The 23,143-nt window shown below is 70.6% G+C and carries 24 protein-coding genes; 16 read left to right on the top strand and 8 right to left on the bottom strand.

Features of this window, described 5'->3' with window-relative positions:
- The first annotated feature begins 130 nt into the window (after positions 1 to 130).
- Both secG and ACZK5D_RS08275 read left to right on the top strand, forming a co-directional pair.
- Positions 131 to 391, top strand: a complete 261-nt coding sequence (gene secG / locus ACZK5D_RS08280) for a preprotein translocase subunit SecG (protein ID WP_458994301.1) — start codon at positions 131 to 133, stop codon at positions 389 to 391.
- A gap of 42 nt (positions 392 to 433) precedes the next feature.
- On the top strand, positions 434 to 790 hold the full coding sequence (locus ACZK5D_RS08275; protein ID WP_458994300.1) for an RNA polymerase-binding protein RbpA: 357 nt from the start codon (positions 434 to 436) through the stop codon (positions 788 to 790).
- Positions 791 to 843: 53 nt separating this feature from the next.
- Here the strand turns inward: ACZK5D_RS08275 and pgl are convergent, their stop codons facing one another.
- From pgl to zwf, 3 genes are read right to left on the bottom strand one after another with little or no spacing between them, the layout of a single operon-like run.
- Positions 844 to 1,575, bottom strand: coding sequence for a 6-phosphogluconolactonase (pgl, locus tag ACZK5D_RS08270; protein ID WP_463664923.1), 732 nt, complete (start codon positions 1,573 to 1,575; stop codon positions 844 to 846).
- Position 1,576: 1 nt separating this feature from the next.
- Entirely contained in the window at positions 1,577 to 2,479 is a 903-nt protein-coding gene (locus ACZK5D_RS08265) for a glucose-6-phosphate dehydrogenase assembly protein OpcA (protein WP_463664922.1), read from the bottom strand.
- Between the two features lie 10 nt (positions 2,480 to 2,489).
- Positions 2,490 to 4,019 carry a glucose-6-phosphate dehydrogenase gene (gene zwf, locus ACZK5D_RS08260; protein WP_463664921.1) on the bottom strand — a complete coding sequence of 510 codons (1,530 nt, stop codon included), beginning with the start codon at positions 4,017 to 4,019 and terminating at the stop codon, positions 2,490 to 2,492.
- A gap of 116 nt (positions 4,020 to 4,135) precedes the next feature.
- Here zwf and ACZK5D_RS08255 point away from each other — a divergent pair, with 116 nt between their 5' ends.
- The 3 genes from ACZK5D_RS08255 to ACZK5D_RS08245 are packed head-to-tail and all read left to right on the top strand — an operon-like array spanning position 4,136 to position 7,908.
- A complete protein-coding gene (locus ACZK5D_RS08255; protein WP_463664920.1) occupies positions 4,136 to 5,056 on the top strand; it encodes a heme o synthase in 921 nt (306 codons plus the stop codon).
- Positions 5,057 to 5,098: 42 nt separating this feature from the next.
- Positions 5,099 to 6,424, top strand: coding sequence for a DUF4921 family protein (locus tag ACZK5D_RS08250; protein ID WP_458994295.1), 1,326 nt, complete (start codon positions 5,099 to 5,101; stop codon positions 6,422 to 6,424).
- A gap of 53 nt (positions 6,425 to 6,477) precedes the next feature.
- Positions 6,478 to 7,908 (top strand): MDR family MFS transporter, encoded by a 1,431-nt coding sequence (locus ACZK5D_RS08245; RefSeq protein WP_458994294.1) that lies wholly within the window; start codon positions 6,478 to 6,480, stop codon positions 7,906 to 7,908.
- Positions 7,909 to 7,938: 30 nt separating this feature from the next.
- Here ACZK5D_RS08245 and ACZK5D_RS08240 read toward each other — a convergent pair whose 3' ends face one another.
- The 5 genes from ACZK5D_RS08240 to ACZK5D_RS08220 are packed head-to-tail and all read right to left on the bottom strand — an operon-like array spanning position 7,939 to position 12,820.
- Positions 7,939 to 8,505 (bottom strand): DinB family protein, encoded by a 567-nt coding sequence (locus tag ACZK5D_RS08240; RefSeq protein ID WP_458994293.1) that lies wholly within the window; start codon positions 8,503 to 8,505, stop codon positions 7,939 to 7,941.
- A gap of 11 nt (positions 8,506 to 8,516) precedes the next feature.
- Positions 8,517 to 10,499 (bottom strand): M3 family metallopeptidase, encoded by a 1,983-nt coding sequence (locus tag ACZK5D_RS08235; RefSeq protein WP_463664919.1) that lies wholly within the window; start codon positions 10,497 to 10,499, stop codon positions 8,517 to 8,519.
- A complete protein-coding gene (locus ACZK5D_RS08230) occupies positions 10,450 to 11,376 on the bottom strand; it encodes a COX15/CtaA family protein (RefSeq protein ID WP_463664918.1) in 927 nt (308 codons plus the stop codon). The genes ACZK5D_RS08235 and ACZK5D_RS08230 overlap by 50 nt, the downstream gene beginning before the upstream one ends.
- Positions 11,364 to 12,122 (bottom strand): ABC transporter permease, encoded by a 759-nt coding sequence (locus ACZK5D_RS08225; RefSeq protein ID WP_463664917.1) that lies wholly within the window; start codon positions 12,120 to 12,122, stop codon positions 11,364 to 11,366. The genes ACZK5D_RS08230 and ACZK5D_RS08225 overlap by 13 nt, the downstream gene beginning before the upstream one ends.
- The gene (locus tag ACZK5D_RS08220) at positions 12,119 to 12,820 is read right to left on the bottom strand and encodes an ABC transporter ATP-binding protein (protein ID WP_458994289.1); all 702 of its coding nucleotides are present in this window, start codon (positions 12,818 to 12,820) and stop codon (positions 12,119 to 12,121) included. Before ACZK5D_RS08220 ends, ACZK5D_RS08225 begins: the two co-directional genes overlap by 4 nt.
- A 131-nt stretch (positions 12,821 to 12,951) precedes the next feature.
- On the opposite strand from ACZK5D_RS08220, the gene ACZK5D_RS08215 reads away from it, so the two are divergent.
- The 11 genes from ACZK5D_RS08215 (at position 12,952) to ACZK5D_RS08165 (ending at position 23,076) form a co-directional block, all read left to right on the top strand.
- The gene (locus ACZK5D_RS08215; protein ID WP_463664916.1) at positions 12,952 to 13,632 is read left to right on the top strand and encodes a helix-turn-helix transcriptional regulator; all 681 of its coding nucleotides are present in this window, start codon (positions 12,952 to 12,954) and stop codon (positions 13,630 to 13,632) included.
- Positions 13,633 to 13,640: 8 nt separating this feature from the next.
- A complete protein-coding gene (sufB, locus tag ACZK5D_RS08210) occupies positions 13,641 to 15,083 on the top strand; it encodes a Fe-S cluster assembly protein SufB (RefSeq protein WP_463664915.1) in 1,443 nt (480 codons plus the stop codon).
- Positions 15,084 to 15,148: 65 nt separating this feature from the next.
- On the top strand, positions 15,149 to 16,327 hold the full coding sequence (sufD, locus tag ACZK5D_RS08205; RefSeq protein ID WP_463665001.1) for a Fe-S cluster assembly protein SufD: 1,179 nt from the start codon (positions 15,149 to 15,151) through the stop codon (positions 16,325 to 16,327).
- On the top strand, positions 16,324 to 16,653 hold the full coding sequence (locus ACZK5D_RS08200; RefSeq protein ID WP_458994286.1) for a Rieske (2Fe-2S) protein: 330 nt from the start codon (positions 16,324 to 16,326) through the stop codon (positions 16,651 to 16,653). The genes sufD and ACZK5D_RS08200 overlap by 4 nt, the downstream gene beginning before the upstream one ends.
- A gap of 29 nt (positions 16,654 to 16,682) precedes the next feature.
- Positions 16,683 to 17,447: a Fe-S cluster assembly ATPase SufC gene (sufC, locus tag ACZK5D_RS08195; protein ID WP_458994285.1), complete on the top strand. Its 765-nt coding sequence runs from the start codon at positions 16,683 to 16,685 to the stop codon at positions 17,445 to 17,447.
- On the top strand, positions 17,444 to 18,688 hold the full coding sequence (locus ACZK5D_RS08190; RefSeq protein ID WP_463665000.1) for a cysteine desulfurase: 1,245 nt from the start codon (positions 17,444 to 17,446) through the stop codon (positions 18,686 to 18,688). Before sufC ends, ACZK5D_RS08190 begins: the two co-directional genes overlap by 4 nt.
- A gap of 2 nt (positions 18,689 to 18,690) precedes the next feature.
- On the top strand, positions 18,691 to 19,152 hold the full coding sequence (sufU, locus tag ACZK5D_RS08185; RefSeq protein ID WP_463664914.1) for a Fe-S cluster assembly sulfur transfer protein SufU: 462 nt from the start codon (positions 18,691 to 18,693) through the stop codon (positions 19,150 to 19,152).
- Between the two features lie 62 nt (positions 19,153 to 19,214).
- Complete coding sequence (locus ACZK5D_RS08180; protein WP_458994283.1) at positions 19,215 to 19,610, top strand: metal-sulfur cluster assembly factor; 396 nt, start codon at positions 19,215 to 19,217, stop codon at positions 19,608 to 19,610.
- Positions 19,611 to 19,669: 59 nt separating this feature from the next.
- Positions 19,670 to 20,497, top strand: a complete 828-nt coding sequence (locus tag ACZK5D_RS08175; protein ID WP_463664913.1) for an alpha/beta fold hydrolase — start codon at positions 19,670 to 19,672, stop codon at positions 20,495 to 20,497.
- A gap of 52 nt (positions 20,498 to 20,549) precedes the next feature.
- Positions 20,550 to 21,431 (top strand): EamA family transporter RarD, encoded by an 882-nt coding sequence (rarD, locus tag ACZK5D_RS08170; protein WP_463664912.1) that lies wholly within the window; start codon positions 20,550 to 20,552, stop codon positions 21,429 to 21,431.
- A gap of 46 nt (positions 21,432 to 21,477) precedes the next feature.
- Positions 21,478 to 23,076 carry an ABC-F family ATP-binding cassette domain-containing protein gene (locus ACZK5D_RS08165; RefSeq protein WP_458994280.1) on the top strand — a complete coding sequence of 533 codons (1,599 nt, stop codon included), beginning with the start codon at positions 21,478 to 21,480 and terminating at the stop codon, positions 23,074 to 23,076.
- Positions 23,077 to 23,143 lie beyond the last annotated feature (67 nt).

Raw genomic sequence — 23,143 nt, 5'->3', positions numbered from 1 at the left:
TTGTGCCTCTCGCTTTAGCGCTGACCCACCCCCTTTTTTTCCTCCCCCGCTCCCCCACGTCGGGGGCCGGGACCCGGACAGGGGAGGGGCGAATGTGGATTCCTCGACGTCGTCGGATAGTCTTTAGCGCGTGATTGTCCCCCTCGTGTCCTGGCCGGTGACGACGCTCTCAATCATCGCGATTGTGCTCAGCGTTCTCCTCGCGGCCACCGTCCTCCTCCACAAGAGCCGTGGCGGCGGAATGTCGGATCTTTTCGGCGGCGGAATGTCGACCTCCATGGGCGGGGCGTCGACGGCCGAACGAAGGCTGGACCGCATCACAGTCGTGCTGTCGCTGGCCTGGCTTCTGACCATCATCGGGCTGCTGGTGCTGTACCGCATCGGCGCCTGAACCGGCACGACCCTTCATCACTGAGCTCAAGGAGAAATACAAGTGGCAGGTGGCAACGCCATTCGCGGCAGCCGTGTCGGCGCCGGACCCATGGGAGAGGCTGAGCGCGGGGACACCGCGCCCAGGCTCCACGTCTCGTACTTCTGCGCCAGTGGGCATGTGACCAGTCCCGCGTTCGCGATCGACGCGCAGATCCCCGAGTCGTGGGACTGCCCCCGCTGCGGGCTCCCGGCCAACACGGACTCCGAGAACCCCCCTCCGCCCCCGAAGATCACGCCGTACAAGACGCACCTCGCGTACGTCAAGGAGCGCCGCACCGACGCGGAGGCGGCCCAGATCCTCGAAGAGGCGGTCAGCTCGCTCAGGGCGCGCCGCGCCTCGGGCGAGATCATCTACTGAGTCGGACAGCCGGCGCGAGGATCACTCCTCGCGCCGGCTTTTCCATGCCCGCCTCAGAACGGGCACACGTACTGCGCGGGCAGCCCACCCGCCGCCGCGTCATCGAGATACCACAGGGTGGACACGTCGCCGTGGACGTGGGCCGCCGGGAGGCTCAGGTCCCCACCCAGGGCCCTGGCCACGGCGTCGGCCTTCGCCTCGCCGGTGGCGATCACCCAGGTCTCGTCCGCCCGGTTCAGCGCCGGGATGGTCAACGTGATCCGGTCCGCAGGGGCCTTCGGGGCGTCGGTGACCCCGATGACGCTGCGCGTGGTGGGGTCGAAGCTCGGATGGTTCGGGAAGATCGAGGCGGTGTGGCCGTCCTCTCCCACGCCCAGCAGCATGATGTCGAAGTGGGTCTCGCCCAGCTCGGCCTCGTACTCGGCGGCGCACTCGTGTGAGTCCTTGCGCCCGTCCGCGGCGGCCATCATGTGGATGTCGGCGGACTTGATGGCCACCGTGCGGGCCAGCCGCGACACCGCCTGCAGGGAGTTGCGGTCCGGGTCCGTGGCGGGCACGAACCGCTCGTCGCCCCACCACAGCTGCAGCTTGGACGCGTCGAGGTCCGAGCCCTCCGCGAGCTGCGCGAACCGTTCGTACATGGCGTTAGCCGCGTTGCCGCCGGTCAGGCACACGTGGACGATGGGCTGCACGTCCTGGAGTTCGATCAGGCGGTCCAGCAGCCGCTGGGCGACCAGGTTGCTCACCTCGTCGGCCTCAGGCATCCGGACAACCCGGGTGAACACGTCAGCGCTCCCCGGCGTCGGCGACCAGCCGCGTCGTGGCCGACTCGAAGATGTCGTCGGCGTCCATGCGCTGCAGTTCCTCCGTCAGCAGGTCCGTCAGCGGCCGCCGGCGCAGGGCGACGGTGCGCTGAGGCTGGTGCGGCACCTGGTACTGCGCGGTGCCCTCCGCCACGCGGCGCACCGTGATGTCGCCCTCCGTGGTGGTGAGGCGGACCTCGTTGACGCCGGGGAGGTCGCCGTCGAGCCGCGACACGCTCACGCCGAGGCGGTCGCTCAGCCATGCGGCCAGCAGGGTGGCCGGGGCGTTGTCCGGGGCCGAGGTGACCACCGCGCCGGTGACCTGCGCCTGCGTCTGATCCATGGCCGCGGCCAGCAGCGCGCGCCAGCGCGTCAGCCGCGTCCAGGTGAGGTCGGTGTCGCCCGGGGCGTGGTTCCGTGCCCGCCGGAGGAGGGCGTCCTGCGGATCGGGGCAGCCGGCGGCGTCGGTGATCCGGCGGTCGGCCAGGCTGCCGATGGGATCCTCGGCGAGGTTGTCCGGCGCCTCGTGCGGCCACCACACGATGGTGGGGGAGTCCGGCAGAAGCAGGGGGAGGCAGATCGAGTCCCCGTGGTGGCGCAGCTCCCCGTGGAGCCGCAGCACGATGAGGTCACCGGGCAGCCCCTCACCCACCTCGATCGTCGCGTCGAGGCGCGCCTCGTCGGAGTCGACGTAGGTGACGACGATGACACGGGAGGGATGCGCCGTGGCCGAGGTCTTCGCCGCCTCGAGCACGTCGTCGAAGCGCTCGTCGGTGGTGACGATCAGGAGGGTGAGGACGAGCCCACTCGCCCCAGCCGTCCGCTTGGCGTTGAGGAGCGCGGCGGCCACGTCGCGCGAGGAGGTGGCGGTCAGTTCGATGATCATGGGGAGCTCCTTAGGGCCTACGCCAGTTGAAGCCGTCGCGGGCCAGCATGTCGTGGGCCGACGTCGGGCCCCACGTACCGGACGCGTACTGCTGAGGCTGATCCTCGACGGAGGCCCAGTACTCGATGACCGGGTCCAGGATCCGCCAGCTGAGCTCCACCTCCTCCTGCTGCGGGAACAGCGGCGGGTCGCCGAGGAGGACGTCGAGGATGAGGCGTTCGTACGCCTCGGGCGAGGACTCGGTGAAGGACCCGCCGTAGCCGAAGTCCATGGACACCTCACGGATCTCCATCTGCGTGCCGGGGACCTTCGCGCCGAAGCGGAGGGTCACCCCCTCGTCGGGCTGGATCCGCATGACGAGCGCGTTGGTGCCGAGCTCCTCGGTGTCGGTGGCGGTGAACGGCAGGTGCGGGGCGCGCTTGAAGCTGAGCGCCACCTCGGTCACCCGCCGGGGCATCCGCTTGGCGGAGCGGAGGTAGAAGGGCACCCCGGCCCAGCGACGGTTGTCGATGTCCACCCGCATCGCGGCGTAGGTCTCGGTCTTCGAGCCCTCAGGGACGCCGTCCTCCTGCAGGTAGCCGATGACGGGCCGGCCGCCCTGCCATCCGGCGGCGTACTGCCCGCGGGCGGTGTGCAGGTCGTATCGGGTGGGCACGCGGGCCGCCGCCAGCACCTTCTGCTTCTCGGTGCGCAGCTGGCCCGCCTCGAAGGAGGTGGGCTCCTCCATCGCGGTGAGCGCGAGCAGCTGCAGCAGGTGGTTCTGGATGACGTCTCGGGCGATGCCGATCCCGTCGAAGTAGCCGGCACGGCCCCCGATGCCGATGTCCTCGGCCATCGTGATCTCGACGTGGCTCACGTAGTGGTTGTTCCAGATGGGCTCGAACATCTGGTTCGCGAAGCGCAGCGCCAGCATGTTCTGCACCGTCTCCTTCCCCAGGTAGTGGTCGATGCGGAACACCTCGTGGGGCTGGAACAGCACGGAGACCACGTCGTTGAGCTCCCTGGCGGAGGCCAGGTTGTGGCCGAACGGCTTCTCGATGACAACCCGGTTCCAGTTGCCCTCCGAGCGCTCCGTCATGCCGTGGCGCCGCAGCTGGGTCATCACCTGCTCGAAGCTCGACGGCGGGATGGAGAGGTAGAAGGCGTGGTTGCCGCCGGTGCCGCGGGCGGTGTCCAGCTCCTGGATGGTGGCACGGAGGCGGTCGAACGAGTCGTCGTCGTCGAAGGTGCCCGGCACGAACCGGATGCCCTCGAGCAGCTGCTCCCACACCTCCTCCCGGAACGGGGTGCGCGCGTTCTCCTTGACGGCGTCGTGGACCACCTGGGCGAAGTCCTGATCGGCCCAGTCCCGGCGCGCGAAACCCACCAGCCCGAAGCCGGGGGGCAGCATGCCGCGGTTGGCCAGATCGTAGACGGCGGGCATCAGCTTCTTGCGGGACAGGTCCCCCGTCACTCCGAAGATGACGAGGACGCACGGCCCGGCGATGCGGGGGAGCCGACGGTCCTGCGGGTCGCGCAGCGGGTTCTCGTAGCTGTTCATCGTCGCCAACCCTATCCCGGCCGGGCCGTCGGGGGAACGGATCCCGCCGCGCGCTTTGGGAGCTCTCCGGGGGCGCGATAGACTGCCCGGAGCGATTCTGGAGGAATGGGGTGCGTGTGGCCGTCGGCAGTGTTGCGGCGTCCTCGGGGGCCCGGTTCTGGGACATCGTCAAGGCCTATGTGGCGCTGACGAAGCCGCGGATCATCGAGCTGCTCCTGGTCACCACCGCCCCCGCCATGTTCCTCGCCGCGGGCGGCCTGCCCCCGTGGGGGCTGATCGTCTACACCATGATCGGCGGGCTGTTCGCCGCCGCGTCGGCCAACACCTTCAACTGCGTGATCGACGCCGACATCGACGAGGTGATGCGCCGCACCCGCCGCCGCCCCGTCCCGCGGCACCAGGTCTCCACCCGCAACGCGCTGATCTTCGGCGCGGTGCTCGGCCTCCTCGCCACCCTCGTGCTGGGGTTCGGCGCGAACTGGCTCTCGGCTGCCCTGGCATTGGTGGCCAACGCGTTCTACGTGTTCGTCTACACCATGTGGCTCAAACGGCGCACCTGGCAGAACATCGTGTGGGGCGGCATCGCGGGCTGCTTCCCGCCGCTCATCGGCTGGACCGCGGTGACGGGAAGCATCGCGTGGCCGCCGCTCATCCTGTTCGCCGTCGTGTTCCTGTGGACCCCGCCGCACACGTGGGCGCTGGCCTTCCGGTACCGCGACGACTACGCGGCCGCCGGGGTGCCGATGCTGCCGGTGGTCTCCACGCCGCCACGGGTGGCGGCGCAGATCTTCTGGTACACCCTCGCCACGGTGGCCGTCTCGCTGCTGCTGTGGCCGGTGACCCCGACCGGCCCGCTCTACCCGATCGTCGCAGGGCTGCTCGGTGCGGTGTTCATCGCCGAGGCCGTCGCGCTGTGGCGGCGCGCCCGGGCAGGCGCCGACGGACCGCAGCTCAAGGCGATGCGGCTGTTCCACTGGAGCAACACCTATCTGGCGCTGCTGTTCCTGGCCGTGGCCATCGACCCACTGCTCTTCTAGCCTTCCCTGCCCCACGGCAACCAGGCGCACTATCGTCGGGGGATGCAGCCCTTCGCGCGCGAGCCCGACTACGTCAGCGTGCTGCGCGACGGCACCGTCAAGCAGATCAACCCGCTGACGGGCACCGAGGTGTGGACCGTGGCGGGCAGGGCGAACCGCCCGCTCGGGCTCGCCGCCCGGGAGCCGGCCCCCCTCGATCCCCACCGATCCGGGAGGCACTGCCCCTTCTGCGAGGCCCGCTACCTCGAGACGCCGCCGGAGAAGTCGCGGGTGGTGCGCAGCGGCGGCGGCTGGGACACGATCTACCGCAACCCCGCCGAGGAGCTGTTCGCCACCGTCGCCGAGTTCCGGCGGGTCCCGAACCTGTTCGAGATCCTCAGCTTCGACTACTGGCACCAGAACTACGGCTTCGAGCTGCCCGAGCGGGTGAGGGTCCGCCGCGACGCCTACCTCGGCTCGCCGCAGGGGCGGGCGCACGTGCTGGCGGTGATCGGGTCCAAGCTGCGGGCCTCCGGCATGAGCCCGGATCAGATCGCCGACCTCCCTGAGGACGAGCGCATCGCCCGGGCCTCGGGGTTCTTCGGCGGCGGCCACGACCTCATCGTGGCCCGGCGGCACTTCGTCGACGGCGCCACCGACGACTCCCAGCTGGCCTCCTCGGGCACCCTCACCGTCGACGAGCACGAGCGGTTCGTGTCCTACACCATTGAATCGACGGCGATGGCCTACGACATCAACCGCTACGCGCGCTACGTGGCCGTCTTCCAGAACTGGCTCAAGCCGGCCGGCGCCTCCTTCGACCACCTCCACAAGCAGCTGGTCACTATCGACGAGCGCGGCGCGCAGCACGAGGCCACCCTCGCGCGGCTGAGGGGCAACCCCAACCTCTTCAACGAGGCGGGGCCCAACTACGCGGCGCGCCGCAACCTCGTGATCGCGGAGAGCGAGTACGCCGTCGCGTTCGCGGGCTTCGGCCATCGGTATCCCACCATCGAGATCCACTGCACCAGCGAGACCTCGGACCCGTGGGAGCTGCGCGACGACGAGGTGCGCGGCATGTCGGACATGATCCACGCGATGCATGCCGCCACGGGGCCGGCCGTCCCCTGCAACGAGGAATGGCACTACCGCCCCATCGACGTGACCCTCCCCATGCCCTGGCGGGTGTTGCTGAAGTGGCGGATCTCCACGCTCGCGGGCTTCGAGGGCGCCACCAAGATCTACCTCAACACGATCGCACCGGCTACGCTGCGTGATCGGGTGGTCACCGCGCTGCTCGATCTCCGCGACCGCGGGCTCATCGCCCCGGGTCTGGCGATCGGGGACGAGGCGCCGGGTCGGCCCAACCCACTGCGCTACCGCCGGTAACGCGCCCCGCGGAGCGGTGGCGCCACGGACCGACCTCCACGAAGGGACACCAGATGCCCACCGATATGCCCCGCAGTGCCCAACGGGGGGTGATCCCCATCCTGCTGGTGGCCGCCTTCGTCGTCATCCTCAACGAGACGACGATGAACGTCGCGCTGAGCAGCATCATGGCCGACCTCGGCGTCACGGAGCGCACCGCGCAGTGGCTGACCACCGGGTTCATGCTCACGATGGCCGTGGTCATCCCGGTGACCGGGTGGCTCATCGACAGGCTCTCCACGCGGCGGCTGTTCGTGCTGGCCCTGTCGCTGTTCAGCCTGGGGACGCTCGCCTGCGCGGTGGCCCCGAGCTTCCCGCTCCTGGTGCTCGGCCGGGTGGTCCAGGCCACCGGCACGGCGATCATGCTGCCGCTGCTGATGACCACCGTCATGCAACTGGTCGCGCGGGAGCACCGGGGGCGGGTGATGGGCAACATCTCCATGGTGATCTCGGTGGCGCCCGCCGTCGGCCCCACCCTGTCGGGCCTCATCCTCCAGGTGGCCTCGTGGCGGGCGATCTTCTGGGTGATGCTCCCCATCGCCCTGCTCATGCTGTGGCTCGGCTACCAGAGGCTCGCCGACGTCGGCGAGAGCAAGGACACTCCGCTGGACCTGGTCTCGGTTCCGCTGACGCTGCTGGGGTTCGGCCCGCTGGTCTACGGGCTGAGCACGGTGGGTGCGGAGGACGTGGAGTTCTGGGTGCCGCTGCTGTCCATCGGGGTCGGCATCGGCGGGCTCGCCGCGTTCGTGGCGCGGCAGTCGGCGCTGCAGCGGCGGGAGGCGGCGCTGCTGGACCTCCGCACGTTCACGTTCCCCACCTTCACCGTGGCCGTGGTGATGATGTCGATCTCCATGATGGCGCTGTTCGGCACCGTCATCATGCTGCCGCTGCTGCTTCAGCGGGCGTTCGGGCTCGAGCCGCTCCAGGTGGGCCTGATGCTGTTGCCGGGCGGCGTGGCCATGGGGCTGCTCTCGCCCGTGGTGGGCCGCCTGTACGACCGGGTGGGGCCCAGGGCGCTGGTGGTGCCCGCGAGCATCGTCGTGATGGGCGTGTTCGTCTTCTTCTCCACCATCAGCCTGGCCACGCCGTGGTGGGCGGTCACGCTCGGGCACGTGATGATGAGTGTGGGCTTCGCCTCGATGTTCACGCCCCTGTTCACGGTGGCGCTGGGGTCACTGCCGCGCCCCCTGTACTCGCACGGCTCGGCCGTCGTGGGCACGGTCCAGCAGGTTGCGGGCGCGGCCGGCACCGCCGTCTTTGTCACGATCTTCGCCACCCAGTCGGCCGCGGCCGCCGCGACGGCGGGATCGGAGGCAGAGGCCATGTTGGCGGGGGCGCGCTGGGCGTTCCGGGCGGCTGGGGCCATCTGGACGGCCGCCGTGGTCGCGGGGCTGTTCCTGCGCAGGCCGGAGAACGCGGACGAGCCCATCCCTGTGACCCACTGAGCCTCCGGGTTGCGCCGGTGGGAGGTTCCCTCAGGCGCCGTCGGCGAGCCTGGTGAGCATCGCGCTGTGGGCGGCCCAGCCGTCGGCGGGCTCCCACAGGTTGCCGTTGACCGCGCTGAGCCCCGCCGTGCCGTCGATCCCCTCGCGGAGGATGTCCGCGTGTCCCGCGTGGCGCGTGACGTCCGTCAGCACGTGGACCAGCACCCTCCCCAGCGTCGTGTCGCCGCGCTCGCCCCACCAGGCGACGTGGCCAGGGGTGTCGAGGGTCATCTCCTCGACCGCCTGATCGACGACGACGCCCACCTCCCGGTAGAGCCCGATGATCCCGGCGGCCGACTCCTCGGCGGTGGCGTAGAAGTCCGCGTTGGGGTCGGCGTCGTAGTCGAGGTCGGGGATGCTGAGCGGCGACGTCCGGCCGAAGCAGGTGACGACGTACCCGTGCTCCACGTACGCGCAGTGCTTGATGAGGCCCAGGAGGTTGGTGCCGGTCACGGTGCGGGGGAGCCGCAGCTCGCGCTCGCTCAGGCCCTCGGCCTTCCAGAGGAGGCCCTCGCGTGAGCCGCGCAGGTAGGTGAGCAGGATCTGCTTGACGTCCATGTCCGCCCCCTTCACCGGTCGATGGAGAGGCCGAGCCGGTCCAGGAGCGGCGCGAGCTGCGGGTCGCGGCCGCGGAACCGCCGGTAGGTCTCCATCGGGTCCACCGAGCCGCCGGGAGCGAGCAGGGTCCGCCGGAAGTGGTCGCCCGCCTCGCGGAGCGGCCCCGTCTGCTCCTCGAACCACGCCACCGCGTCGGCGTCCATCACCTTCGCCCACGCGTAGCCGTAGTAGCTGGCCGCGTACCCGCCGCCCCAGATGTGCGCGAAGTACTGGGACCGGTAGCGCGGCGGCACCAGCTCGTCGACCAGCCCCCAGCGCTCGAGGGCAGCGCGCTCGAACGCCTCCACCTCGTCGGGGGAGGTGGGCAGCTCGTCGAGCGGGGTCATGTGCCAGGCCAGGTCCAGCAGGGACGCCAGCTCCGTCTCCGCCGTGGCGTAGCCCTGCCCGAACCGGCTGGCCTCCTCCAGCCGCGACACCCACTCGGCGGGCAGCACCCGGCCCGGCGTCCACGCCCAGTGCTCGTTGACCTGGCTGGGGAACTCCACGAAGTCGCGTTGGGTGTTGGCCCCCGAGCGGGACGCGTAGCGCGAGTCGGCGAGCAGCCCGTGCAGGGCGTGACCGAACTCGTGGAACATGGTGATCACGTCGTCCCAGGAGATGGTGGTGGTGGTGCGCGTGTAGTTGCAGTTGTTGGTGACGACGGGGAGGGTCGCGTCGCGGCGCGACTGGTCCACGATGTTGCTCATCCAGGCGCCGCCCTGCTTGGTGGGGCGCGCCCAGAAATCCATGAGGAACAGCCCGAGCGTGGAGCCGTCGGCGTCGCGCACCTCGAACACCTGGGTGTCGGGGGCGTGCCCGACCATGCCGCCGACCGGCTCGAACGTGATCCCGTACAGCTCGGTGGCCGCCGCGTAGACCGCCGCCAGCACCTTGTCGACCTGGAGGTGGTCGCCCAGCTCGGACTCGTCGAAGGAGAACCGCTCCCGGCGCACGATGTTCTCGACGTAGGCCCAGTCGGCCGCGGTGAACTCCTCACGGGGCGCGAGCTCCGCGTACCGGGCGCGCAGCTCGGCGCCCTCCGCGCGGGCCTTGGCGAGGGCCGCCTGGGCGAGCGGCACGAGCATCTCCAGGATGGCGTCGGTGCTCTTCGCCGTCCCCGCCTCGGCGACGATGGCCGCGTGGTGCGGGTACCCCAGCAGCGAGGCGCGCTCCGCCCTGGCCCGTGCGATGGCCACGACGACGGCGCGGGTGTCGAACTCGCCCCGAAGGGCCCGGGTGGTGGAGGCCTCGTGGAGACGGCGCCGCACACCCGGGTCCGCGAGCTTCGCGGCGAGGGGCTGCTGCGTGGTGTTGACCAGCGCGATCCGGAATCCGTCGTCGACGCGCAGCGCCGCGCGCTCCTCGTCGGACAGCCCGGCGAGCTCGTCCGCGGTGACCGCGATGCCGCCGGCGTTGCGGGCCTCCCGGTTGAGCTGCTCGAACCTGGTGGAGAGCTCGGCCAGCCGGCGGTTGAGCTCCCGCAGGCGGGTCTGGGCCTCGTCGTCCAGCCCCACGCCGGCGCGCCGGAAGGAGCGCAGGAGTTCGTCGAGGGCGTACGTGTCCTGCTCGTCGGCCTCGACCTCCCCGCCGTCGACGCGCGCCCGGAGCGACTCGAGCCGTGCGAAGAGCCCGCGGTCCAGGTAGATGGCGTCCTCGTGCTCGGCGAGGCGGGGCGACATCTCCTCGTCGATGGCGTCCAGCTCCGGGGAGCCGTCCGAGGAGTGCACGGCGAAGAAGGCGTTCAACGCCCTGCGCAGGCTGGCCTCGGAGTCCTCCCAGGCGCCGAGGACGTTGGCGAGCGTCGGTGCCGCCGGGTCGTCGCGGAGCCGCTCCAGGCCGGCGCGCTGGTCCGCCATCCCGGCCTCGATGGCGTCGCGGTAGTGCGCCGGCGTGGCGGCCGCGAAGTCAGGCAGCGTGAAGGGAAGGTGTGTGGTCAGCACCGGGTTGGTGGGCATTGGCTCTCCTCGTCGTCGACACCAGCAGCCAGGACGCTGCCGCCGTGAGCACGGTCAATCCCACCATATGCAGGATGACAATGCCGACGGGCAGGCCCAGGAAGTACTGCAGGTAGCCGATGAGGCCCTGAAGCGCCACGGTGGCCAGGGTGAGCCTGGCCGCGCGGGCGGGGCGGGCCTGCCGGGTGCGGGTGAACAGCCACACGCAGGCCACTACCAGCGCCACGACGAGCCACGCCGAGAGGGCGTGGATGCGCGCGACCGACTCGATGTCGGCGCCGTTGCGCGGCGCGGAGGCGTCCCCGGCGTGCGGGCCGGCGCCGGTCACGACGGTGCCGAGGACGATCGAGACCATCGACGCGGCGAAGGTGGCCACGACCAGCCACCTGGCCCCGGGCGCCACCGGGGTGGGGGACACGCGGTAGCCCACCGCCAGCGCCCACACGCACACCACGATGAGCACCACGGAGAGGAGCAGGTGCGGCGCCACCCATGACGGGTTCAGCTGGGTGAGAACCGTGATCCCGCCCACGATGGCCTGCAGCGGGATGCCGAGGCCCACGCCGAGCGTGATCCACCACAGCTTCGAGCGCATCCCGCGGTTGCGCCAGGCGGCGACGAAGGCTCCCACCGCGGCGATGATCAGGACGAAGGTGAGGAGCCGGTTGCCGAACTCGATCACCCCGTGGATGCCGTAGGCCTCGTGCGGCGTGTAGGACTCCTCGGTGCACCGCGGCCATGTGGGGCAGCCCAGGCCGGAGCCGGTGAGGCGCACGACGGCGCCGGTCACGATGATGCCCATGTTGCAGATGAGCGAGATCCACAGCCAGGTGCGCAGCGCGCGCTCACCGTCGACGAGCTTCCTCAGGAGGTCCACTTGAACACCTTCCACGCGAGCGCGAGCGTGCCCGCACACCACAGTGCGGTCACCAGTACGGGCCAGCCTAGGGCCTGACCGCCCGCTGCGGCGCGGAGGCCCTCCCCGAGCGCGCCCGTGGGTGTCGCGGCGACCAGCGGCTGCGCCCAGTCCGGGAGCCGCGACACCGGCAGCAGCACCCCCAGGGGCATTCCGGCCAGGTACAGCAGGTTTGCGACGGCGAGGGTGGCCTCCGGCCGCAGCGCGCCGGAGATCGCGAGCGCCAGGCCGGCGAACGCGCCCATCGCCAGCAGCGAGGTCGCCAGCCCGGCGGCCGCGGAGAGGGCGGTGAACCCGGGCCGCCAGCCGAGCGCGACGGCCACCGTGGCCAGCACCGCCACCTGGCCCCAGGTGATCAGGCTGATCCCCAGCCCCTTGCCGACGAGGATGCCGGGCTTGCCGAGGGGGGTGGCGGCCATGCGCTCCAGCACGTTGTAGCGGCGCTCGAACCCGGTGGCGATGGCCAGGGTGGTGAGGCAGGAGCTCCACATGGCAAGGGCCAGGACCGAGGGCGCCGTCTCCTCGAAGCCGAGCCCCAGCCGACCGCCCATGAGGCGGCCCCCGACGAGGACGGCGATGGGGATCACCACCGCGAGGAGCGCCTGTTCGCCGTTGCGGAGGATGAGCCCCGCCTCGGTGGTGGCGTGTGCCCACACCCTGCGTGCGAAGGGTGCGGGAGCCGCTGCGGGGGCGAAGTCCAGGGTCACGGCCGGTCTCCCGTGGTGTGGTGGAGGAACGCGTCCTCGAGGCTGCCGTCGACGGTGAGCTCGGCCACGCTGCCCTCGGCGGTCACGCGGCCGCGGTCGACGATGTAGACGCTGTCCGCGAGGGCCTCGGCCTCGTGCATGTCGTGGGTGGTGAGGACGACGGCGACGCCCGCGTCGCGCACGCGCCCCACCACCTCCCACGTGGCCCGGCGGCTCCGGGGGTCCAGCCCCGACGATGGCTCGTCGAGGAATACCAGGTCCGGCCGGCCGATGAGGGCGCCGGCGAGGTTGACGGCCTGCTGCTGGCCCCCGGAGAGGCGCCGGTACGGGGTGGTGGCGAAGGCCCCGATCCCGAGGAGGTCGATCAGGGCGTCGACCGGGTGGGGGGTGGCGTACAGCCGAGAGAGGTAGCGCAGGAGGCGGACCGGCGTGATGCCGGACCACGCGCCGGTCGACTGCGGCATCAGCCCGATCCGCGGCAGGACGGCGGGTGAGCCCGGTGCGTCACCGAAGAGCGTCAGCGATCCGCCGTCGGGGCGGGCCAGGCCGGTGCAACACCGGATGAAGGTGGTCTTGCCCGCGCCGTTGGGCCCGAGGAGCGCCGTGATCCGCCCGGCGTCGGCGCTGAGGGTCAGCCCGGCGAGCGCCCTGGTGGGGCCGAAGGAGGCCGTGAGGTCGCGGGCTTCGAGGACGGACACCGGGCCACTGTAGCGCCGCGCGACATGGAGCGGCCGGCGGGCGGTCCCGCCCTGTGAACTTAGGGTGGCCTTTCTTGAATCTTGCAGGAGAATTGGAAAGACTGACGTATGTTAAATGGAGGAGGTGCAGGGTGAGCGTGGGTTCCGTCGAGACGGTCGACCTCCCGACGCGCCGTCGCGTCGTCAACTTCATCCTCAACGAGGGTCCGCAGACGGCCAAGCAGCTGGCCGAGCGCCTGCACCTCACCCCCGCGGCAGTCCGCCGCCACCTGACGGTCCTGCTCGCGGACGGGACCCTGGAGTCGCGCGAGCAGCGCGTCTTCGGCGCCCGCGGCAGGGGGCGGCCCTCCAAGGTGTTCGTGCTCACCGACAGCGGGCGCGCGGAGTTCCGTCAGGCCTACGACGATCTCGCCATCGCCGCGCTCAGGCGGCTCGCGGTGGCCGCCGGGCCGGGCGCCATCCGCGAGATCGCCACCGACCGCGTCGCCTGCATCGAGGAGAGGTTCCGGGCGGCCCGGGACAACGCCCCCGAGGCGCCCGCCGTCGAGCTGCTGGTCGAGGTGCTCGCGGTGGACGGCTACGCGCCGTCGGTGAGGCCGCTGCACTCCGGCACCCAGCTCCTCCAGCACCATTGCCCCATCGCGCACGTGGCCACCGAGTTCCCCGAGCTGTGCGAGATCGAGACCCAACTGTTCGCGAAACTGCTGGGCACGCACGTCCAGCGGCTCGCCACCATCGCCCATGGGGACGGCGTGTGCACCACGCACGTCCCCCACCGACTTCCCACCCCCGCCATCCCGAAGAGAAAGTGACGACGGATATGACTCAGACCGCACCTCAGGCCCCAGGACTCGGGGCCACGCAGGACGAACACATCGAGGCCCTGTCCAAGTACCAGTGGGGCTGGCACGACAGCGACTCCGCCGGCTCCACCGCCACGCGCGGCCTCAACGAGGCCGTGGTCACCAACATCTCGGGCCTCAAGAGCGAGCCCGACTGGATGCGTGACCTCCGGCTCAAGGGCCTCAAGCTCTTCGAGAAGAAGCCCATGCCCACCTGGGGCGCGGACCTCAGCGGGATCGACTTCGACAACATCAAGTACTTTGTCCGCTCCACCGAGAAGCAGGCGCAGACCTGGGACGACCTGCCCGACGACATCAAGAACACCTACGACCGGCTCGGCATCCCCGAGGCGGAGAAGGCGCGCCTGGTGGCGGGGGTCGCGGCCCAGTACGAGTCCGAGGTGGTCTACCACAAGATCAACGAGGAGCTCGAGCGTCAGGGCGTCATCTTCCTCGACACGGACACGGCCCTCAAGGAGCACCCGGAGATCTTCAAGGAGTACTTCGGCACGGTCATCCCCGTGGGCGACAACAAGTTCGCCTCGCTCAATACCGCGGTGTGGTCGGGCGGCTCGTTCATCTACGTGCCCAAGGGCGTCCACGTCACCATCCCGCTCCAGGCCTACTTCCGGATCAACACCGAGAACATGGGGCAGTTCGAGCGCACGCTGATCATCGTCGACGAGGGCGCCTACGTGCACTACGTCGAGGGCTGCACCGCCCCGATCTACTCGAGCGACTCGCTGCACTCCGCCGTCGTGGAGATCATCGTGAAGATGAACGCGCGCTGCCGCTACACCACCATCCAGAACTGGTCCACCAACGTGTACAACCTGGTGACCAAGCGGGCCGTCTGCGAAGAGGGCGCCACCATGGAGTGGATCGACGGCAACATCGGGTCCAAGGTCACCATGAAGTACCCGGCCGTCTACCTGATGGGCGAGCACGCCCGCGGTGAGACGCTCTCCATCGCCTTCGCGGGGGAGGGCCAGCACCAGGACGCCGGCTCGAAGATGGTGCACTGCGCCCCGCACACGTCGAGCTCGATCATCTCCAAGTCCGTCGCCCGCGGCGGCGGCCGCTCCTCCTACCGCGGCCTCGTGAAGGTGGAGCCGGGCGCCTCGCACTCGGCGTCGTCGGTCAAGTGCGACGCGCTGCTGGTGGACAACATCTCCCGCTCCGACACCTACCCCTACGTCGACGTCCGCGAGGACGACGTGTCGATGGCGCACGAGGCCACGGTCTCCAAGGTCTCCGAGGATCAGCTGTTCTACCTCATGAGCCGAGGCATGGAGGAGGACGAGGCCATGGCCATGATCGTGCGCGGCTTCGTCGAGCCCATCGCCCGCGAGCTGCCCATGGAGTACGCGCTGGAGCTCAACCGGCTCATCGAACTGCAGATGGAAGGCGCGGTCGGCTGACGCCCGCCGCCGTACCGCACCACCCACCACCTCAGAAAGAAAACGCTGCTGTGACTACCGCAACCATGCCCACACTCGACGGCGCGGCCAACGTGGCCGGGGCCATCGAGACCATCGAGTCCCACCTGCACCCCGAGCCCAGCTTCGACGTGGCCATGCACCCCATGCCCACCGGCCGCGAGGAGATCTGGCGGTTCTCGCCCCTCAAGGCGCTGCGCCCCCTCCTTGCGGAGGGTGACGTGCTGGGCGGCCTGGACTGGGCCGGAGACCTGCCCGAGGGCGTCGAGATGCGACGGATCTCCGCCGCCGAGGCCCGCGAGCGGGCCATCGAGCCCCCCGTCGACCGCGTCGCGGCCATCGCCGCGCAGCGCACCGGCGAGGCGGTCTACATGTCCGTGCCCGCCGAGGCGGTCATCGCCGAGCCCATCGTGTTCACCGCCACCGGCACCGGCGCTCACGCCGCCGAGTCGTTCGTCGTGGACTTCGGCCGGCACTCCCGCGCCACCCTGGTGCTCCACTTCGAGGGCTCGGCCCAGTACGCGGCCAAGTACGACTTCCGCGTCGCCGACGGCGCCGAGATCAACCTGGTCTACGTCAACGACTGGGCCGAGGACTCCGTGCACGGCGCGCAGATCTCGGTGCAGGTGGGCCGCGACGCGCGCGTGCGCACCATCCACACGTCGCTGGGCGGCAAGGCCATCCGGATCGCGGAGCGCGCCAGCTTCGCCGGCCCCGGCGGGTCGGTGGAGCAGTTCGGCCTGTACTTCGTCAACGCCGGCCAGCACGTCGAGCACCGCATGTTCGTCGACCACAACGCCCCCCACACCAAGAGCAACGTCGACTACCGCGGCGCGCTCCAGGGCAAGGGCGCGCACTCGGTCTGGATCGGCGACGTGCTCATCCGCAAGGTGGCGCTGCAGATCGAGACCTACGAGTCCAACAAGAACCTGGTGCTCACCGACGGCTGCCAGGCGGACTCGGTGCCGAACCTCGAGATCGAGACCGGCGAGATCGCCGGCGCCGGACACTCGTCCACCACCGGCCGCTTCGACGACACCCAGCTGTTCTACCTCATGAGCCGGGGAATCTCCGAGGACGAGGCGCGTCGCCTCATCGTCCACGGCTTCTTCAACGACATCATCCGTCGCATCGGGGTGCCTGCCATCGAGCAGCGCCTGCTGGCCCAGGTGGAGCGGGAGCTCGAGCTGGTCCACGGCAGCACCGCCACGAAGGCGCACGAGTGAGCTTCGTCACCGTCGCCCGCGTCGTCGAGCTCGATCAGGCCAAGCCGCTCGCGGTGGACGTCGACGACGAGCTGACCGTGGCGCTCGTGCTCCACGGCACCGAGGTCTACGCCATCGAGGACCAGTGCAGCCACGGCCAGGTCGCGCTCAGCGAGGGCGACGTCGTGGGCGGCACCATCGAGTGCTACCTGCACGGGTCCACGTTCGACCTGGCCACCGGCCGCCCGCTCAACCTGCCGGCCACCGCACCCGTGAGGGTGTTCGCGTGCCGCGTCGAGGGTGACGACGTCCAGATCGACGTCGACGCCCCCACCCCCACCTACTGACCAGCCCAGCAACCAGGAGCTCAGCACTCATGTCCACCCTTGTCATCACCGACCTGCACGTCGACGTCATCACCGAGGAGGGCCCCAAGCCCATCCTCAAGGGCGTCAACCTCACCGTCCGTCCCGGCGAGATCCACGCCATCATGGGCCCCAACGGCTCCGGCAAGTCCACCTTGGCCTACGCCATCGCGGGCCACCCCAAGTACGTCATCACGCAGGGCTCCGTCACCCTCGACGGCGTCGAGCTCACCGGGCTGAAGGTCGACGAGCGCGCCCGCGCCGGACTCTTCCTCGCGATGCAGTACCCGGTGGAGGTGCCCGGCGTCTCCGTCGCCAACTTCCTCCGCACCGCCAAGACCGCCCTCGACGGCGAGGCGCCCAAGGTCCGCACCTGGGTCAAGGACGTCGAGGCCGCGCTCGGCCGCATGCAGCTGGACAAGACCTTCTCCGGCCGTTCGGTCAACGAGGGCTTCTCGGGCGGCGAGAAGAAGCGCCACGAGATCACCCAGCTGGAGCTGCTCAACCCCAAGGCCGCGATCCTCGACGAGACCGATTCGGGCCTCGACATCGACGCGCTCAAGATCGTCTCCGAGGGGGTCAACCGCTACTCCGCGCAGGGCGACCGCGCCGTGGTGCTCATCACGCACTACACCCGCATCCTGCGCTACATCGAGCCCACCTTCGTGCACGTGTTCGTCGACGGCCGCATCGTCGCCGAGGGCGGCAAGGAGCTGGCCGACCAGCTGGAGGCCAACGGGTACGAGGCGTACGTGAAGGCCGCGGCGAACGCCTGATGCTCGACACCGACCTGATCCGCGGCGACTTCCCCATCCTGCAGCGCAGGGTGGGGGAGTGGCCGCTGGTCTACCTCGACTCGGCGAACACGTCGCAGAAGCCTCGCCAGGTGGTCGACGCGATCGCCGGGCACTACCTGCGGCACAACGCCAACGTGGCCCGCGCCATGCACCTGCTGGGCGCGGAGGCGACGGAGGCGTTCGAGGGCGCGAGGTCGAAGGTGGCTGGCTTCATCGGGGCCGGCAGGCCCGAGGAGATCGTGTTCACCAAGAACGCCTCCGAGGCGCTCAACCTCGCGGCGCACACCCTGGGCTCGCGGCTCCGGCCGGGCGACGAGGTGGTCATCTCCGTGATGGAGCACCACTCCAACATCGTCCCGTGGCAGCTCGCCTGCCAGCGCAGCGGCGCCACCCTGCGCTGGTTCGACGTGACGGACGAGGGCCGCCTGGACCTCGAGGCCGCCGAGCGGGACGCCCTCATCAACGAGCGCACGAAGGTGGTGTCGCTGACGTGGGTCTCCAACGTGCTCGGCACCCGCAACCCGATCGCGCGCATCGCGGCCCAGGCGCACGCCGTCGGCGCGGTCATGGTGGTCGACGCGTCCCAGGGCGTCCCGCATCAGGCCACGGACGTGGCCGCGCTGGGGGCCGACCTGGTGGCGTTCACCGGGCACAAGCTGTGCGGGCCGACCGGGATCGGTGTCCTCTGGGGACGCTACGACCTGCTGGCCGGGCTGCCGCCCTACATGGGCGGGGGAGAGATGATCGAGGTGGTGGAGATGAGCCACTCCACCTACGCCCCGCCGCCGCACCGGTTCGAGGCCGGCACCCCGCCGATCGCCCAGGCCGCCGGGCTGGGCGCCGCCGTCGACTACCTGACCGGCATCGGCATGGACGCCGTCGCGGCGCACGAGCAGGAGATCACCGCCTACGCGCTGGCCAAGCTCACCAGCATCGACGGCCTGGTCCTGCTGGGGCCCGCGGAGGCGGTGGACCGGGGGAGCGCCATCTCGTTCAACATCGCCGGCGTCCACCCCCACGACGTCATGCAGGTCCTGGACTCCCGCGGTGTCGCGATCCGCGGCGGTCACCACTGCGCACGCCCCCTCCACAAGCGGTTGGGCCACCAGAGCTCGACCCGGGCGTCGAGCTACCTGTACACCACGCAGGCCGAGATCGACGCGCTGGCCGATGCGCTCGTGTTCACCCGCAACTACTTCGCACCCCGATTCGGAGGCTGATCGTGAACATCGACGAGCTGTACCAGACGATCATCCTGGACCACTACCGGGAGAAGCACCACGCCGGGCTCCGCGAGCCCTACGAGGTCGAGGTCCACCACGTCAACCCGTCGTGCGGCGACGAGCTCACCCTCCGCGTGCATCTCGACGGCGCCACCATCAGCGACATCTCCTACGACGCGCAGGGCTGCTCGATCTCGCAGGCGTCCACCTCGGTGATGACCGACCTGCTGATCGGCGGCCCCACCAGCCGGGCGCTGGACCTGCACGACAGGTTCCTGGAGATGATGCAGAGCCAGGGGCGCATCGAGCCCGACGAGGAGATCTTCGAGGACGCCATCGCGTTCGCCGGCGTCTCCAAGTTCCCAGCCCGCGTCAAGTGCGCGCTGCTCGGCTGGTCCGCGCTGCGCGACGCCACCCTCCAAGCCACGGCCCAGCCCTCGGAAGCCACGCCCGCCGGTTGAGCCGGGCGCCCGGCGTCACCCGGGCACCCGTCGCGATACCCCCGTCCCCCACTAGGAGCACCATGTACACCCCCGAACAACGGCCGAGCGACCTGGTCAAGGACCAGCTGCCCGACGTCGACCTCTCGCAGCCCGCCCCCGCCACCGCCGCGCCCACAGAGGACGAGGTCCTCGAGGCGATGAAGGACGTCGTCGACCCCGAGCTCATGGTCAACGTCGTCGACCTCGGGCTGGTCTACGGCGTCCAGGTCGACGAGCACGCCAACGCGACGATCGACATGACGCTGACCTCGCCCACCTGCCCGCTGACCGACAAGATCGAGTACGACACCAAGTACGTCCTCGACGGCCTGGTCAACTCGGTGACCATCAACTGGGTGTGGCTCCCGCCGTGGACGCTCGAGGCGATCACCGAGGACGGGCGCGAGCAGCTGCGGGCAATCGGCTACAACCTCTGACGGCGCCCCGTCCGCGGGATAGCCTCGGATCAGGGACCAACTGAGACCAGGAGGCGACGATGCCCACGTTCACCACCGCAGATGACGTCACGCTCCACTACACCGACACCGGCGGCGAGGGACGGCCGCTCGTCCTCGTGCACGGGTGGCCCCTGTCGGGCGAGGCATTCGCCCGCAACATCCCGGCCTTCATCGAGGCGGGCCACCGCGTGGTCACCTACGACCGCCGGGGCTTCGGGCAGTCGGACAAGCCCGTTGGTCACGTGGACTACGACGTGCTGGCCGACGACCTCGAGGCCCTCGTCGAGTACCTCGACCTGAGCGGCGCCGTGCTCCTCGGGTTCTCCATGGGCGGGGGAGAGGTGGCCCGCTACTTCAGCCGCCACGGCTCCGAGCGCATCGCGGGCGCCGTCTTCTCCGGCTCCATCACCCCCGCGCTCTGCATCACCGACGACAACCCCGACGGCGCCATGCCCATCGACGGCTTCCGCGGGATGGCGGACCAGTGCGCCGCCGACCGCGACGGCTTCCTCGACCAGTTCATCACCTGGTTCTACAGCACGGCCGACGGCGGCCTGCAGGTGGACGAGGACACCCGGCGGGCTGCTCTGGCGATCGCCCACCAGTCGGACCCGCATGCCGCGGCCCAGGCCATCCTGCTCTGGGCGACCGACCTCCGCGACGACTGCCGCGCCATCGACGTGCCCACCCTGGTCATCCACGGCGACGGCGACATCAACGTGCCCATCGACAAGTCGAGCCGCCGGATGGCCGAGTTCGTCCCGGACTCCGAGCTCGTCGTGATCCACGGCGGCCCGCACGGCGTCAACGACTCGCACGCCGAGCACTGGGAACGCGAGATCATCGGGTTCCTCGGCATCCTGTAGCCGCCGCGGCGTGCGCGGCGACCGGCCCGCCCCGCGATAGGCTCGGCGGGCGATGAAGAGTGACGCGAGGACGGGCCTGGGGTACGGGCTGGCCGCCTACGGGCTGTGGGGGCTGTTCCCCCTGTACTTCCAGTTCTTCGACCGCTCCGGCGCCCTCGAGGTGGTGGCGCACCGCGCGCTGTGGTCACTGGTCTTCTGCCTGCTGCTCATCGCGGTGCTGCGGCAGTGGGGGGCGCTGCGCGCGGCGCTGGCCGACCGACGCGCGGTCGTGGGGCTGGCGGTCGCCGGCGTGCTCATCGTCGTCAACTGGTCCACCTACGTGTTCGCGGTCATGACACACCGCACCCTGGAGACCGCGCTGGGCTACTTCATCAATCCCCTCGCGGTGGCCGCGCTCGGCATCGTCGTCCTCGGCGAACGGCTACGGCCGCTGCAGTGGGCGGCCATGGCCTTCGGGGCCGCGTCCGTCGTGGTCATGGTGGTGGGCTACGGGCAGGCGCCCTGGATCGCGCTGACGCTGGCCGCCTCCTTCGGGCACTACTCCCTCGTCAAGAAGCTCGCCGGCCGCTCCGTCGGCGCCCTGCCCGGCCTGGCGATCGAGACGGCCGCCGTCGCGCCCCTGGCGGCCGGCTACCTGGCCTACCTCGCGCTGTCGGGCCAGTCGACCGCGTCAGGGGGGTACGGCCTTCTGCTGGCCACAACCGGGATCGTCACGGCGGTGCCGCTCCTGCTGTTCGCGGCCGCCGCCCGCCGGGTGTCGATGGTGACCATCGCGATCCTGCAGTACCTGGCGCCCATCGGGCAGTTCCTGGTGGGGTGGCTGGTGTTCCACGAGCCGATGCCCGCCGCGCGGTGGGCGGGATTCGCGCTGGTGTGGGCCGCCGTCGCGCTCTTCGTGACCGACGGCCTCCTGTCCACCCGCAGGCGCCGCTGAGCGGCGCCGGTTTGCCCTCGACGCGTGCGGAGGCGAGACTAGCCGGATGCTACAGGTCAAGGACATCGAGGTGCGCGCGGGCGCCCGGCTGCTGCTGTCGCCGGTGTCCTTCCAAGTGATCGGCGGAGACCGGATCGGCCTGGTCGGCCGCAACGGCGCCGGCAAGACCACCCTCACCCGCATCCTGGCCGGGGAGTCCCTGCCGGCCGCCGGCACCGTGACGCGCGCCGGGCAGCTCGGCTACCTCCCGCAGGACCCCCGCTCCGGTGACCCCGAGCAGATCGCGCGGGACCGGATCCTCGGCGCCCGCGGCCTCGACGAGGTGATCCAGCGCATGCGGCGCGCCGAGGCCGGCATGGGCAGCCACAGCGAGTCGGTCCGCGACGAGGCCATGGCCGCCTACGCCCGCGCCGAGGCCGCTCTCATGGCTGCCGGGGGGTACGCAGCCGAGGCCGAGGCGGCGAGGATCGCGGCCAACCTGGGCCTGGCGGACCGGGTCCTCGGCCAGCCGCTGAAGACGCTGTCCGGCGGCCAGCGCCGCCGCATCGAGCTGGCCCGCATCCTCTTCTCGGACGCAGAGACCCTGCTCCTCGACGAGCCCACCAACCACCTCGACGCGGACTCGGTGGTGTGGCTGCGCAGCTACCTCCAGACCTTCCCCGGCGGGCTGATCGTGATCTCCCACGACACGGAGCTGCTCGACGCCGTGGTCAACAAGGTCTACCACCTCGACGCCAACCGGGCCGAGATGGACATCTACTCCATGAACTGGAAGCGCTACCTGCTCCAGCGCGAGACCGACGAGAAGCGCCGCAAGCGCGAGCTCGCCAACGCCGAGCGCAAGGCCTCCCAGCTCATGCTCCAGGCCGACAAGATGCGCGCGAAGGCCACGAAGGCCGTCGCCGCGCAGAACATGGCCAAGCGCGCCGAGAAGCTGATGGCCGGCGTCGAGGGGGAACGGCGCGTCGACGCCGTGGCCAAGATCCGCTTCCCCGAGCCCGCGCCCTGCGGCAAGACGCCGCTGCGCGGCCACGACCTCAGCAAGTCCTACGGGTCCCTGGAGGTGTTCACCGCCGTCGACCTGGCCATCGACAAGGGCTCCAAGGTGGTGATCCTCGGTCTCAACGGCGCCGGGAAGACCACCATGCTGCGCCTGCTGGCGCTGATGGAGGAGCCCTCGGCCGGGCGCGTCGAGCTCGGCCACGGCGCCAAGCTCGGCTACTACGCGCAGGAGCACGAGACCCTCGACGTCAAGCGCAGCGTGCTGGACAACATGAAGACGGCCTCACCGAACCTCAACGACACCGAGGTGCGCAAGGTGCTGGGCTCCTTCCTGTTCACGGGCGACGACGTGCAGAAGCCCGCCGGCGTGCTGTCGGGCGGGGAGAAGACCCGGCTGGCGTTGGCGATGCTGGTGGTGTCCGCGGCCAACGTGCTGCTGCTCGACGAGCCCACCAACAACCTCGACCCCGCGTCGCGCGCGGAGGTGCTCAACGCCATCCGCACCTACGCGGGCGCCGTCATCCTGGTGACGCACGACCCCGGCGCCGTCGAGGCGCTGGAGCCGGACCGGGTGCTCGTCATGCCTGACGGCGTCGAGGACCTCTGGAGCGACGACTACGCCGAGTTGATCGACCTCGCCTGACCGATCGCGCGCCCGGGTCCACTCACAGTAGGTGAGCGATCGCGCAGGCGAGTGCGCGGAACCTGTG

The sequence above is a fragment of the Tessaracoccus yangjingae genome, assembly GCF_055326235.1.
The sequence above is the reverse complement of the archived record's forward strand: the minus strand, read 5'-3'. Positions and strand labels throughout refer to the sequence as shown.